This is a genomic window from Jatrophihabitans sp. (genome assembly GCA_036389035.1).
Lineage (GTDB): Bacteria > Actinomycetota > Actinomycetes > Mycobacteriales > Jatrophihabitantaceae > Jatrophihabitans_A.
On record DASVQQ010000030.1, the window covers coordinates 1 to 13,906 of the forward strand.

A 13,906-nucleotide genomic window follows, 5' to 3' on the forward strand; every position below is an offset into this window, starting at 1 on the left:
CGGGTGTCTGCGGTGACGCCGAGGGCGCGCAGGTGGTGGGCGAGTTGGTTGGCGGCGGTGTTGAGCTGGGCGTAGGTCAGCTGGTCGGTGCTGGATTCGACGGCGATGGCGTCGGGGTGCGCGGCGACCTGAGCGGCGAACAGCTCAGTGACAGTGCGGTACTGCTCGCTCGCCGGCAAGACCGATTCTCCCCTCTCCGGGAGTCCAATTAAAGCTGCTGCTGAATGTGTTCGAGGCTTTAAGGCCGAATTGTGACTGCGGCCGGGGGTCGTGATTTGTCATCGTGATCGGAGGTCTGAATAAGGCTTGGAAATACATCCTTTCAGTCCTCCGCCATGGCCTCGATCAAACTCTTGGGACGCATATCCGTCCAGTGCCGCTCGACGTAGTCCAGGCAGGCCTGCCGGCTGGTGGCGGGCAGCACCACGGTCCAGCCGGCGGGCAGGTCGGCGAAGGCGGGCCACAGGGCGTGCTGGGACTCGGCATTGACCACGACGAGGTAGCTGGCGTCCGGGTCATCGAACGGGTTGGTCATCGGCGGCCTTGTCGGCGGGTGGCATCGAGGAGGGCCGCGCGGCAGGCGCTATAGGAGAGCAGAGCCATGGCGGCGAGCATAACCTCAGAATCGCGCGCGCCGGAACGCCTGGTGAGGCGCCGGTCAAGGTGAGCTGTGGCACCCAGACGATGCAAATCGGCCTACAACAGACGCAAAGTGAGTTCCGGCCCGACCATGCGCCCAGCCGCCGATCTCCCCGCGATCCGAACTTGTCTGACGGCGCCGAGTGTGGACATACTCGCCCCCCGATCTGCCCCGGCACCTGGCGGGACGCAGCTGAGCGATGCAGGAGATGCCGATGGCCACTGTCGTGAGGTGCGGTGACCACTCCGGACCGCGGCATCTCCTGCAGATTCCAGGATGAATGCGCCCGTTCTGGTCCTCGCGGCGGGTCAGCGATGCGGCAGCACGCTCATCCAGCGACTGCTGTCCTCCCACCCGGCGGTCCTGATCTGGGGTGAGCACGCCGGCCAGCTCCGCCAGATCCTGGCTGCCGGCCGGCGACTGCACGAATGGGCAGCAGAGCACGGGCAGCTCGGACGCCTGGGCTATGAGCGGGCCGGCCACCAGAGCTTCATGGCCAACCTGACTCCGCAGGACGTCCACATCGATGAGGCAGTGCGCGCCTTCACCGAGACTCTCTTCGCCAGACCGGCTGAGAGCGTCGGCCGACCCATCTGGGGATTCAAGGAAGTTCGCTACGGCCTGGCCGAGGCGATCGCCCTGCACGGGCTGTTTCCCGACTGCCGGGTGGTGCACATCGTGCGCGACCCGCGCGACGTTCTCCGTAGCCTCGATGTCTGGGAGCGAGCCGCCGGCGGTGGCTGGCCCCGGAGCGACACCGAGATCGTGGTGGGTGACTGGACGCGAGTCGCGGGCAGTTTCTGGTCGCTGCCGGCCGACGTCCCGCCGTGGGTGCTCCGGGTCCGGTACGAGGACCTGACCTCGGACCCGATGCGTTGGCAGACGCGGATCGCCGAGCACTGCGGCCTGGAAGCGGATCAGTTGGACACCACGGTGTTCGACAAGCGGATCCACGCGGCCGGCCTGCGCGGGCGGACCCGCCGCGACATCAGGGACTGGGTCGACCTGCCCGCTTCGATGCGTGCCCTGCTGGACGACGACGAGGTGCGCCTGGTAAGCAGTGCCTGCGGATATGACCTCGACGCCTGAGGGTGGTCCTTGTCTGCAGGCTGGAGTGCGGACATACTCGCCCCGGTACCAGCCCGGGTTCATCCGGTCTTGACAACGTGAGTGACGCAGGGAGACATCGGTGGCCACTGTCCCGAGGTGCAGCGTCGTCATTCCGACCTACAACCGGGCCGAGTTGCTGCGGCGCACGCTGGACTCGCTGAGCGCGCAGGACCTGCCTCGGACGGCCTTCGAGGTGCTGGTGGTCGACGACGGCTCCAGCGACGCGACGGCCGAGGTGGTTCAGGGTTTCGGAGACCGCCTGGATGTGAAGTACTTCTTCCAGCCCGATGAGGGTTGGCGGGTCGCTCAGGCGCGCAACGTCGGCATCGCCCACGCCACCGGCGAGGTGTGCGTCTTCGTGGACTCGGGCGTGGTGCTGCACTCGGGCTGCCTGCGGGCCCATGTCCAGAGCCATCAGCAGGCCGCCGGGCCGGTCGCGGTGGTGGGCTACGTCTACGGCTGGGGACGCGAGGGTTCCGACGCGCAGGAGATGATCCGGACGCTGGACTTCGACGACCCGGACGCCAGCATCGAGCTGATGCGCCAGACCGGGCGCTGGGTCGACGTCCGCGAGTCCTTCTACGCCAGGCAGGCCGATGATGTCGATCGGCTGCCCGCGCCCTGGATCGTCTACTGGACCTGCAACGTGTCGGCGCCGATGGAGCAACTGAGGTCGATCGGGGGTTTCGACGAGCAGATCCGCAGCTGGGGCGGCGAGGACATCGACCTGGGCTACCGGCTGCACCGGGAGGGCGTCCGGTTCCTGGTCAACCGGTCGGCGAGCTCGATCCATTACCCGCATGGCTCGGACCTGGCTGCCAGCATGATCCAGGCCCGTGGGGTGCATCGCTACCTCGCGCAGAAGTACGGCACGCCGGTCACCAAGCTGCTGCCGTTGCTCGGCGGCGCCTTGAACTTTCACACCTTCAACGAGGTCATCACGGCCCGCGGCCTGCCCGGCTGCGCGGAGTACCTGCGCCAGCAGGCAGCGGCGCCGGCCGCGCAGGCGCCGGGGCAATAAACCGGTATCCGTAGTCGCGCAGTCACCTGACGGGTAGCGTCCGGCCGATATGCTGGCGGCGGTTGCCGGCCCCCGCTACCTGCGACCGCCCCGAGCTGCAGTTCGCACGACCCGGACGATCCACCGAAAGGAACCGTCGGTCATGAAAGACGACATTCGCCAGTTTCTTCTGCAGTCGCTGAAGGAGATGAATTACAGCACCGACGGAATCGACGACGACACGGTACTGGGCCCGGCCGGCGCCGATCTGCAGTCACTTGCTCTGGCCGAGCTGGCGGTGCGGGTCGAGGACGAGTACGGCGTTCGGTTCAACGACGACGAGGCCGAGATGCTCGCGGGCATGACTGTGGGGGAGTTCGCCGAGCTGGTGGCCGACCGCGCCCAGGCCAGCTCCGCGTCCTGAGCCCGTACGCCACCCGGGTCAGCGGCGAGCCGTCCCGAGCGAGGCAGTGACCGGCTCGCACGCCAGAAGGGAACATCGTGGCCAGAAGCATGGCGGTGACCGGGATCGGACTGGTCAGCCCGGTAGGAGCCACAGCCGCCGAGGTGTTCGACGCGACGTGTGAGGGACGCTCCGGCGCGGTCCGACCGGCGCCGGAGCACCCGCTGCACGGCCTGCTCGACGTCGCCGCCTTCAGCCCCGAGATCGAGGCGACCAGCGTGCTGCCGGCGACCGAGGCGCGCTTCGTCGACCGCTCGATCCTGATGGCGCTGCGGGCCGCCGAAACCGCGCTGGCCGACGCCGGCATCGAGGTCGGCCGGGACGTCGCCCCCGATCGGATCGCGGTGGTGGTGTCCGGGGTGGGTGGCCTGGCGTTGCTGGAGGAGCAGGTCACCCTCTACACCCGCAAGGGCAGGCTGGGGGTCAGCCCGTATCTGATGCCGGGCGTGCTGCCGAACATGGGCGCGGCCCGGATCGCGATCAAGTTCGGCATCCAGGGCTTTACCTCGTCGGTCGGCACGGCGTGCGCGGCCGGCGCCCAGTCGGTCGGCGAGGCGCTGCGCATCCTGCGGGCCGACGAGGCCGACATCGTGCTGTGCGGCTGCAGCGAGGCGCCGCTGTTCCCGACCTTCGCCGCCGCGTTCGGCAACGCCCGGGCGCTGGCGCACGGCTGGGCCGACCCGGTGGACGCCAGCCGCCCCTTCGACCGGCGGCGCAATGGCCTGGTGCTCGGCGAGGGCGCCGGCGTGCTGGTGCTCGAACGCCGCGAGCACGCCCAGGCGCGGGGCGCCGCGCGATACGCCGACGTGCTCGGCTGGGCCGCGACCAACGACGCCTACCACCCGACGACACCGCGCCCGGACGGTTCGGCGGCGGCCCAGTGCATGACCAAGGCGCTGCGCGACGCCGGCCTGGAACCTGCTGACATCGGCTACGTCAACGCCCACGGCACCAGCACCAAGGCCGGTGACGCCGCCGAGCTGCTCGCGATCCGCACGGTCTATGGGCACAGCACGCCGCCGCTCAGCTCGACCAAGGGCGTGACCGGGCACATGCTCGGCGCCTCGGGGGTGATCGAGGCCGCGATCAGCGCGCTGGCGCTGCAGCGCGGGCTGCTGCCGCCGACCCACAACCTCGAGGATCCCGATCCGGACAACGACGTCGACCACATCCGCAAGGCGCCGCGGCCGGCCGGGGTCCAGGCGGTGCTGACCAACTCGTTCGGCTTCGGCGGTCACAACGTCAGCCTGGTCCTCGCCGACCCCGGCACGAAAGGGAGAGCTGATGGCTGACTCGACCGAGCTGTACCGCTGCGTGCGGTTGATCCGCCGGTTCGAGGAGCGCGCGATCGCGATGGTGCGCAGCGGCGTGATCCCCGGCGGCATCCACCCCTACATCGGCCAGGAGGCGATCGCCGCCGGCGTGTGCGGTGCGTTGCGGTCCGACGACATCATCACCAGCACCCATCGCGGGCACGGCCACGTGCTGGCCAAGGGGGCCGATCCGATCCGGATGCTCGCCGAGCTGGCCGGCCGCGAGACCGGGCTGAACCGGGGCCGCGGCGGCTCGATGCACGCCGCTGACGTCGGCGTCGGCATCTACGGGGCCAACGCGATCGTGGGCGCGGCGGCCGCGATCGCGACCGGGGCGGCCTGGTGGCAGCGCCGTGCCGGCAACGACCGGGTCGCGGTCACCTTCTTCGGCGACGGCGCGGTGAACCAGGGCGTGCTGCTCGAAGCGCTGAACCTGGCCTCGCTGTGGCACGCGCCGGTCCTGTTCATCTGCGAGAACAACGGCTTCGCGACCACGATGCGGGTCAACGAGTCGACCGCCGGCTCGATCACCGGCCGCGCCGAGGCGTTCGGCATCCCGGCCGAGACGGTGGACGGGATGGACCCGGAGGTGGTGCTGGCCGCGGCGTCGGCCGCCGTCGACCGGGCCCGGGCCGGGGACGGGCCGACGTTCCTGGAGTGCCTCACCTACCGGTTCGACGCCCACCACACCTGGGAGCACGTCGCCCGCCCGCGCTACCGGACGGCTGACGAGGTCGCCGCCGGAACCGTCCGCGACCCGGTGGAGATCCAGGGCGAGCGGGTGCCCGAGCCGGTCCGGGCCGAGATCGACGCCGAGATCGAGGCGCTGCTGGACGAGGCCGAGCGGTTCACGGCCGACAGCCCCGAGCCCGATCCCGCGGGCGCGCTGGATTACCTCTACGCCGACGGCCTGCGCGGCCGGGCGGGGGTGAGCTGATGCCGAACATGTCGTTCCTGCGCGGGCTCAACCGGGCCCTCGGGGACGAGATGGAACGCGACCCGGCCGTGTGCGTGTTCGGCGAGGACATCGGCGTGGCGGTCAGCAACGTCACCATCGGGCTGCTCAAGCGCTTCGGTCCCGAGCGGGTGGTCGACATGCCGATCTCCGAGCAGGGGTTCACCAGCGTGGCGACCGGCGCGGCGATGGCCGGGGCCCGTCCGGTGATCGAGTTCCAGATACCGTCATTGCTCTACCTGGTCTTCGAGCAGATCGCCAACCAGGCTCACAAGTTCTCGTTGATGACCGGCGGCCAGCTGAAGGTCCCGGTCACCTACCTGCTGCCGAGTTCGGGTTCGCGCACCGGCTGGGCCGGGCAGCATTCCGACCATCCCTACAGCCTGTTCGCCCATGTCGGCATCAAGACGGTGGTGCCGGCGACGCCGACGGACGCCTACGGCCTGATGATCACCGCCATCCGCGACGACGACCCGGTGATCGTGTTCGCCCCGGCCGGAGCGGTGGCCCAGCGCGAGGACGTCGACTACGACACGCTGGGCCCGGTGCCGCTGGGCGTCGGCCGGCTGCACCGGCAGGGAACGGACGTGACGGTGGTCGCGGTCGGACACCTCGTGCACGATGCGATCGCGGTCGCCGATGAGCTCGCCGACACCATCTCGGTGGAAGTCTTCGATCCCCGCTCCCTGTACCCCTTCGACTGGGACGGCCTGGCCGCCTCGCTGGAGCGCACCGGGCGGCTGGTGGTGATCGATGACTCCAACCGGACCTGCGGCATCGGCGGCGAGATCCTGGCCACCGCGGCCGAGGAGATGCGGTTGACCGCCCCGCCGAAGCGGGTCACCCGGCCCGACGGCGCGGTGCTGCCCTTCGCCCGCTCGCTGGACCTGGCGGTGCAACCGAGCCGTGCCCAGCTGCGCACCGCGATCGAGGCCGTGGTCAAGAATTGAGCGCGCGATCGAGATTGACCAGACACCGGTGACCTCTTCTGACACGGCCACGTCCCTGCAGCCGGTCCAGAGCCGCGTCGTCGTGCCCTTCGCCGGAACGCTGTCAGGCGTCGGGCCGCTGACCTGGGGGCAGAAGGCGCTCCTACGGGACCAGCGCGACATGGGCATCCCCCTCAACGCCACCGGCGCCCAGCACCTGGCGCCGGGCACCACGGTGGAGTCCGTGGCGGCTCGGCTGGGGGAGCTGATCAGCAAGCAGCCGTCGCTGCGGGTCCGGCTCGTGAGAGACCCGCAGGGCGGCCTCTGCCAGAAGGTGTTCAGCTCCGGCGAGGCAGCCGTCGAGGTGCTCGACTTCGCCGACTCCGACGAGCCGGCCGCAGTCGCCGAGTACACCGAACGGCTCTGGCAGGAGTGGCAGCTCGTGCCCATCGACCACTACGACCAGTGGCCGGTCCGGATGGGGATCATCCGGCACCGCGGCGCGGCGAGGTACCAGGTGCTGTCGTTCAACCACCTGGTCATCGACGGCACCTCGATGACGTACCTGATGCCCGACCTCGGGGTGGGCGTCCCGCGCGTCGTGGCAGGCGCCGCCAAGCCGCTGAGCATCCTGGAGCTCGCCGAGTACGAGCACTCGGAGGCGGCCCAGAAGGTCAGCCGGCGGGCGATGCGCTACTGGGAGTCCCAGCTGCGCGACATCCCGGGCCGCACCTTCGGCGAGCCGGTGCACCCGGACGGCCGGCTGGGCAAGCCTTACTGGCACTGCCGGTTCGCCTCGCAGGCCGCCTACCAGGCGGTGCTGGCCATCGCGCAGCGATCCGGCGCGGACGTCTCACGGGTGATGTTCGGGGTTCTGGCCACCGCACTGGGACGCGCCATGGGCCATGACCGGCTGCGGGCCAAGGTCATTCTCAGCAACCGGTATCGGCCCGGCTTCGCCGACACCATCGCCCAGCTCTCCCAGAACGCCATCATCTCGGTCGACCTCGCCAACGCCACGGTGGACGAGGTGATGGCCCGGTGCCGGCAGGCTTTGCTGGCCGGCGGCATGCACGCCTACTACGACCCGGACCACCTCACCGAGCTGATGGCCCGCCTCGACGCCGAGCGCGGCTACCCCGCCGAGGTGACCTTGCGGATGAACGACCGGCGCAGGACGACCCAGCGCTGGATGGCGGAGGAGGTGCGCGCGGCTCGGGTCACGCCGGCCGACATCGAGGCCCGGCTGGGCGAGACCTTCTTCTCCTGGGACGGCACGCTGGACACCTGCCCCGACCAGGCCTTCATCACGATCGAGGACTACCGCACCTTCTATCTGCAGTTGATCTTCGACATGACCTGCTTCACCGAAAAGCAGGTCGAGGACTTCGCCTACGGCGTGGAGCAGGTGGCCATCGAGGCGGCCTTCAACCCGGCGGCGCCGGCCGGCTGCGGTTGAGCCGGCCATCCGGGGCCGCGGAACCCGGGTTTGACGTTCTGCCAGTGCCTTGTTCTGATACGTCCATGTCCGTGCAGCCAGTCGAGAGCCGAGTCGTCCTGCCGTTCTCCTCGACGGTTGCGGGCCCGGCGCCGCTGACCTGGGGGCAGAAGGCGGTTCTGCAGGACATCCGTGAGAGTGGTTTCTCACTCAACGCCAGCGGCGCGCAGGCACTGGCCGAAGGCGACACCGCCGAGACCCTGGCGGCGCGGTTGAGCAGCCTGGTCAGCCGGCATCCGGCGCTGCGGGTCCGGCTGGACACCGACGCCCAGGGCAGGGACAGCCAGGTGGTGGTGGGCTCCGGTGAGGTCGCCGTCGAGGTGCTGGACTTCGGCGGCGAGGACGACCCCGTCGAGGTCGGCAAGTACATCGACCAGCTCTGGCTGGACTGGTTGCTCACGCCCTTCGACCATTACCGCGATCTGCCCATCCGCTTCGGGGTGGTCCGGCAGCACGGCGTGGCGCTGTACCGGGTGCCGTGCTACAACCACCTGGTCATCGACGGCACGGCGATCACGATGCTGATGGACGAGTTCACCACCGGCCGGCCGGCCGGTGGCGCGATGCATCTGCTGGACCTCGCCGAGCGGGAGCGGACGCCGCAGGCGCTCAAGGCCAACGACCGATCCTTGAACTACTGGGAGTCCCACCTGCGCGACATCCCGCCGCGGACCTTCGGCGAGCCGGTCCATCCCGACGGCCGGCAGGGCAAGCGCTTCTGGCATGCCCGGTTCAGTTCGCCCGCCGCCCACCTGGCGATCCTGGCCATCGCCCAGCGGACCGGCATGGACACCTCCCGGGTGCTCTTCGGCGTCATCGTGACCGCGCTCGGGCGAGCCGTGGGCCTCAGCACACTGACCGCCAAGGTCATCTCGAGCAACCGGTTCCGACCGGGCATGGCCGAGGTCATCGCTCCGATCGCCCAGAACTCCCTCGTCATCGTCGACCTCGCCGGCGCCACTCTGGACCAGGTGATCGCACGTGGCCGGCGGGCACTGCTGGCCGGCGGCCTGCACGCCTACTACGACCCCGAGCGGCTCAACGAGCTGATGGTCCGGCTGGATGCCGAGCGCGGTTATCAGGCGCAGGTGAGCTGCCGGATCAACGACCGGCGGATGACCACCCGGCGGATGACCGACGAGCTGGCGCGCACCGCCGAGGTGAGCAGGGACCAGATCCTCCGGAAGCGACCCGAGACCTGGTTCTCCTGGGACGGCACCCTGGACCATCTGCACGAGCAGGCCTTCATCACCGTCGAGGATCACGGCGACACCGTCCACCTGCAGCTGATCTTCGACATGGCCTGCTTCACCGAGGAGCAGATCGAGAATTTCGCCCATGGCGTGGAGCAGGTGGCCATCGAGGCGGCCTTCGACCCGGACGCGCCGGCCGGGTGCGGATGAGGCGGCCGATCCCAGGACATTGACTCCCGACCGCGCCGTACCGCAGTCTTACCCGATTCCCATCAGACCCATTCAGCCCACGGCCTTAAGTAGGAAATCGAAGATGACCCTCGCCTCCGAGGTGCGGCAGTACCCGTTCGAGCCGTTCACCGGCGAGCTGTCGCAGGAGCTGCTGGGGATGATCGAGACGAACTCGGTCAGCCAGGTGCGGTTGCCCGATGGCCGCAAGTGCTGGCTGGTGCTCGGCTACGAGGACTGCTGCACGGTGCTGGCCGACCCGCGCTTCTCGCGACTGACCTCGGGTGACACCGCGGCGCCCACCGGGGACGGCCCGCGCTCGCTGGTGATGGACGGCCCGGCGCACGCGTGCGTCCGCCGGGGAGCCAGCCGCGCGTTCACCGCACGGCGGATGGACACCTACCGGCCCCGGGTGCAGCGGCGGGTCGACGAGCTGATCGACGCCATGATGTCCGGCGGCCGGCCCGGGGACCTGGTGAGCGGGCTGGTGGCGCCGCTTCCGCTGCTGGTGGTGTGCGACGTCCTCGGCGTTCCGGCCTCGGACCGGGAGCAGTTCTACGACTGGGTCGCGGGGGTCAACTCGATCCTTGCCTACGGCTCGGCGCCCGCGGCCGAAGCCCAGCGGGAACTGCGGGTCTACCTGGGCGAGCAGCTGGTGGCCAAGCGGAGCGCGCCGGCCGAGGACCTGCTCTCGGTCTGGGCCGGTGAGCAGCAGTCCAGCGGGCTGACCGATGAGGAGGTGGTCGAACTCGGCATGGGCGTGCTCCTCGGCGGCATCGAGATCAATTCGACCAGCACCGGGATGCGCGCGCTGTTCCTGCATCCCGAGCAGCTGGACAAGCTGCGGGCCGCGCCGGAGGAGAAGGCGGCCTCAGCAACGGATGAGATCCTGCGCTACACCACGGTGAGCGCCATGTTCCGGGTGGTGGTGCTGGCCGCCGACGCCGAACTCGGCGGCGTGGCGATGCGCGCCGGGGACTGCGTGATGGCGCTGCCGTGGTTCGGCAACCGCGACCCCAGGTTCTTTCCCAACCCCAATGTCTTCGACATCGAGCGGGTGCCGACCTCGCCCCATCTGACCTTCGGGTTCGGCCCGCACTTCTGCCTGGGCGCCGCGCTGGGCAAGATGCAGATCGAGCTGTCGCTGGCCACCTTGATGCGGCGGATGCCGAAGCTGGCGCCCGCGGTGCCGCTGGACGAGCTCCCGTGGCGCCACGACCGGATCAACGGCGGCATCTCGGCCTTCCCGGTCACCTGGTAGCGGCTGTCAGCCGGTGGCGGCTGTCATCGGGTAGCGGCCGTCAGCTGGTGGCCGCCGCCTTGCGCAGCATCGCCTCGAGCGTGACGAAGCCGTAGCCGCGCGCCCGGAGCGCGTCGATGACTTTCGGTAGCGTGTCGGCGTCGAGCGTCGAGTGATCGGTCGGATGCGAGCCCACGTGCATCATCACGATCGCGCCGGGTGCCAGCGTGTCGAGGACCCGCTGCAGCACGCGGTCGCCGGTGATCCCGCCGCTGGTGCCCTTCCAGCCGAGGGTGTCCACCGTCCACCCGATGGGCAGGTACCCGGCGGAGTTGACCAGGCCGATGGTCCGCGGGTTGCGGTCGCCGTAGGGAAAGCGGAACCAGGGCGCCGGCTCGGCGCCGGTGACCCGCTTGATGCTGGCGCCGGCGTCGAGCACCTGGCTGCGGATCTGCGTATCGGTCAACTCGGTGAACCGCGGATGGTTGACCGAATGGTTGCCCAGCCGGTGCTGCGGGCCGATCCGGCGAGCTTCGCTGGGAAAGTTCTTCACGAAGTCACCGGTCAGGAAGAACGTGGCCGGCACCATCTTGGCGTTGAGCGTGGTGAGGATCGAGGTCAGGCCTTCGGCGTTGGCGCCGGCGTCGAAGGTCAGTGCCACCACCCGGCTGGTGGTGGGAATCCGGGTCCATTCCGTTCCGAGCAGGCCGGTGATCGGACTCGGTCGCTGGGTCGGCCAGGCGCTCGGCCGCACGGTCGGGGCGCTGCTGGCTGCGCTGCTGGAAGGCGCTGCGCTGCTGGAAGGCGCTGTGCTGGTGGAGGGTGCTGTGCTGCTGGAAGGTGCAGAAGTGCTCGCCGCCGGGAGAGCGGCCGCGGTGGTGACCGGTGACGACGAGGGCGCGATGGCGGTGCCGACCGACGAACTCGCGTTGGTTGACGAGCCGCTCGCCGTCCTGGCTTGCTGGACGCACCCTGCCACTGGCAGCACCAGCACCGTGGCCAGAACCATCCCTAGCGCGCGGCGCGGGCCGGGTGCCGGTACGGCTGCTGCCCATGGGACCGGACCGCGGCTCATCGTCGCCATTGTGACCCCCAAGACACCGGCGCTTGCCAACGGCGCTGCGCTTGCGCGGAGCTTAGGACCGGGTGCGCTGGAAAGGAGGGGAATCCCTCACATCTGATACGTCGCGCGAACCTCGAGCTCGCCCCCGGATCCGGCTGGCATGCACCCTGACGTCACGGCCGGTGCCTGAGGACGAGCCTGGCGCGCGCCCACCCCCGTGTGTGGGCGCGCCGTCAGCTGTCCCAGGCCGACGACTCGGCTGGACCAGATGTGACCGCATCTGGTCCAGCCGAGCCGCAAGCTCTTCTTGCGGAAGAGCCCACTGGATGGCTTGGGGTGATGAAGGGCTGGCACTCTCATAGTAAGTCGCGGTAAATAGCTTGTCAACAATTGACTTGGTATTTACAAAAAAGGTTTTTCGGGCACTCGGAGTCACCGCCAAAGCCTTTATGCAGTCCGATGATATACAAATCCCGCCATCTGGGAAAATGATGCGAGTGGGCGTCGCCCCTACTTCCTCACGGTGCCAGCTCAAGCCGCTGGTCGAGCGGTTAATTTAATGCGCGACATCGCGAGGCCACTGGGGAATAATCGAGTGTCGGTGCCGCGAGCGGCTGGAAGTTGATCGGCTGCCGGCCCGAGCTGAGGTCACACTCCGAAGTCAGGGTCCAGACGCTGCTTGCGAGCACTGCATGCGGGACTTGAGGCCCCTGGATCCGGGTTGTTCAGAGGTCCATGCAGCAAGAGGGCGGTCCCTGAGGACTCACCTTCTTCAGCACCTTCATGACTTGGCCGTCGATGACCATGGAGGGGATGGTCAGCGAGTGTGGCCACACCGAAACGGAGAGTATGGCGACGGTGGTAGGGATAAGAACGGTTTGCATTACGCGGGCACGAGTAAATAACCTATGCATTCGACTGGTCTTTCTCGTGGGGAGGGAAACTACGGGTGCCGAATAGAGGCTTTACCGGGATAGGTATAATTGGTTTACACCAATAAACCTAAGCCGGTCAAGTGGAGATACCAGTGGCGTTCGGTGAGCAGCTCCGCGCGCTTCGACTGGCGCGAAACATGACCCAGGCCGAGGTTGCCGGCCAGTTGCTCTCCGTCAGTTATATATCGCTTCTGGAGTCAAATCGTCGCCAGCCCACCCGCGAGACGGTAGAGATTCTCGCCCGGGCACTGGGCTGCCGCCCGAACGAACTTCTGGGTGACCCGAGTGAGCAGGAACGCCCAGCGGCGCTCGCCGTCCGGCACGCGGATCTCAGCCTGCAGTCGGGTGAGGCGGCGACAGCTCGGGACGGCTATCAGCGGGTCTTGCAGGACGGGGTCGAGGATCCGATGGTGCGCGTCCGGGCAATGCTCGGGCTGGCCAAGGCGCTGCAACACGAGGGACGCCTGACCGAAGCGGTCGAGACGTATGAGAGCTGCGTTCGCTCCGGCCTGTTGGACCCGGCGCACACGGTGTCGTTGGCGGTGGCCCAAGGCTGGTGCCGGTGCCTGTTCGAGCTCGGCGAGTTGTATCGGGCCATCGAGGTGGGCAACCGGGCGCTGGAGGAGTACGGGCGGCTGGGAGCTCAGGACTCCGAGCAATCCGTCCAGTTGCTGGCCACCGTGGCCGCGGCCTGGTACGAGCTCGGCGAGTTGCGTCAGGCGGAGAACCTGCTCAATGAAGGCCTGGAGCGGGCGTCCCGGGTGAGGTCGCCGCAGGCCCGCGGGGCGATCATCTGGAACGCGAGCCTGGTGGCCGCCGAGCGCGGGCGGTACCTGGAGGCGTTGGAACTGGCCGACGAGGCACTGGAGGTCTTCCGGCACGGGCCGGACCAGCGGCCGCTGGGCAGCCTGCTGACCCTGCAGGGCTACATCCTGCTTCGTGCCGATCCGCCGCGCCCGGAAGAAGCGGTTACGGTGCTCAATCAAGCCCTGGCGGTGCTGTCCGACGTGCAGGACAAGGTGGCGCAGGCCTACGCCCTGACCGAGCTGTCGCGTGGAAATCTCGAACTGGGCGACATCGATGCCGCGATAGCGGACGCCGAGCGCTCCCGGGAACTGCTCGGCCCGCTGGCCCGGCTGGAGTACGGGCGCGCAACCGTCGCCCTGGCCGCCGCGGTGAGCGCGCAAGGCGATACCGAGCGCGCCTTGCACCATTTCACCGAGGCCGCCACGACCCTGAGCGCGTTGGGCGCGAGCCGTACCGCGGCACGAGCCTGGGTGGAGCTGGCGACCACGTTGGCCGACCGGGGTGACCTGGCCGGTGCGGTCTCGGCATTCCT

General features: G+C 69.1%; 13 protein-coding genes. 11 read left to right on the forward strand and 2 right to left on the reverse strand.

What is annotated here, in order from left to right:
* Window positions 1–322 precede the first annotated feature (322 nt).
* Window positions 323–535: an MbtH family protein gene (locus tag VF557_16260; protein ID HEX8081766.1), complete on the reverse strand. Its 213-nt coding sequence runs from the start codon at window positions 533–535 to the stop codon at window positions 323–325.
* Window positions 536–916: 381 nt separating this feature from the next.
* On the opposite strand from VF557_16260, the gene VF557_16265 reads away from it, so the two are divergent.
* The 9 genes from VF557_16265 (at window position 917) to VF557_16305 (ending at window position 10,590) form a co-directional block, all read left to right on the forward strand.
* Window positions 917–1,729, forward strand: coding sequence for a sulfotransferase (locus tag VF557_16265; GenBank protein HEX8081767.1), 813 nt, complete (start codon window positions 917–919; stop codon window positions 1,727–1,729).
* Window positions 1,730–1,829: 100 nt separating this feature from the next.
* Complete coding sequence (locus VF557_16270) at window positions 1,830–2,771, forward strand: glycosyltransferase (GenBank protein ID HEX8081768.1); 942 nt, start codon at window positions 1,830–1,832, stop codon at window positions 2,769–2,771.
* Window positions 2,772–2,913: 142 nt separating this feature from the next.
* Window positions 2,914–3,174 (forward strand): acyl carrier protein, encoded by a 261-nt coding sequence (locus VF557_16275; GenBank protein ID HEX8081769.1) that lies wholly within the window; start codon window positions 2,914–2,916, stop codon window positions 3,172–3,174.
* Between the two features lie 77 nt (window positions 3,175–3,251).
* A complete protein-coding gene (locus VF557_16280) occupies window positions 3,252–4,505 on the forward strand; it encodes a beta-ketoacyl-[acyl-carrier-protein] synthase family protein (GenBank protein HEX8081770.1) in 1,254 nt (417 codons plus the stop codon).
* The gene (locus VF557_16285) at window positions 4,498–5,463 is read left to right on the forward strand and encodes a thiamine pyrophosphate-dependent dehydrogenase E1 component subunit alpha (protein ID HEX8081771.1); all 966 of its coding nucleotides are present in this window, start codon (window positions 4,498–4,500) and stop codon (window positions 5,461–5,463) included. The genes VF557_16280 and VF557_16285 overlap by 8 nt, the downstream gene beginning before the upstream one ends.
* On the forward strand, window positions 5,463–6,431 hold the full coding sequence (locus VF557_16290; protein HEX8081772.1) for a transketolase C-terminal domain-containing protein: 969 nt from the start codon (window positions 5,463–5,465) through the stop codon (window positions 6,429–6,431). Before VF557_16285 ends, VF557_16290 begins: the two co-directional genes overlap by 1 nt.
* Window positions 6,432–6,459: 28 nt before the next feature.
* Complete coding sequence (locus tag VF557_16295) at window positions 6,460–7,869, forward strand: condensation domain-containing protein (GenBank protein HEX8081773.1); 1,410 nt, start codon at window positions 6,460–6,462, stop codon at window positions 7,867–7,869.
* Between the two features lie 65 nt (window positions 7,870–7,934).
* Window positions 7,935–9,311, forward strand: a complete 1,377-nt coding sequence (locus VF557_16300; GenBank protein HEX8081774.1) for a condensation domain-containing protein — start codon at window positions 7,935–7,937, stop codon at window positions 9,309–9,311.
* A 103-nt stretch (window positions 9,312–9,414) separates the two neighbouring features.
* Window positions 9,415–10,590, forward strand: coding sequence for a cytochrome P450 (locus tag VF557_16305; protein ID HEX8081775.1), 1,176 nt, complete (start codon window positions 9,415–9,417; stop codon window positions 10,588–10,590).
* A gap of 40 nt (window positions 10,591–10,630) precedes the next feature.
* Here the strand turns inward: VF557_16305 and VF557_16310 are convergent, their stop codons facing one another.
* Window positions 10,631–11,323, reverse strand: a complete 693-nt coding sequence (locus VF557_16310; GenBank protein ID HEX8081776.1) for a polysaccharide deacetylase family protein — start codon at window positions 11,321–11,323, stop codon at window positions 10,631–10,633.
* Here VF557_16310 and VF557_16315 point away from each other — a divergent pair.
* Window positions 11,280–11,750 (forward strand): hypothetical protein, encoded by a 471-nt coding sequence (locus VF557_16315; protein HEX8081777.1) that lies wholly within the window; start codon window positions 11,280–11,282, stop codon window positions 11,748–11,750. The two genes, VF557_16310 and VF557_16315, sit on opposite strands and share 44 nt — an antisense overlap.
* Before the next feature lie 954 nt (window positions 11,751–12,704).
* A partial coding sequence (locus VF557_16320) for a tetratricopeptide repeat protein (GenBank protein ID HEX8081778.1) occupies window positions 12,705–13,906 on the forward strand: 1,202 nt, incomplete at its 3' end.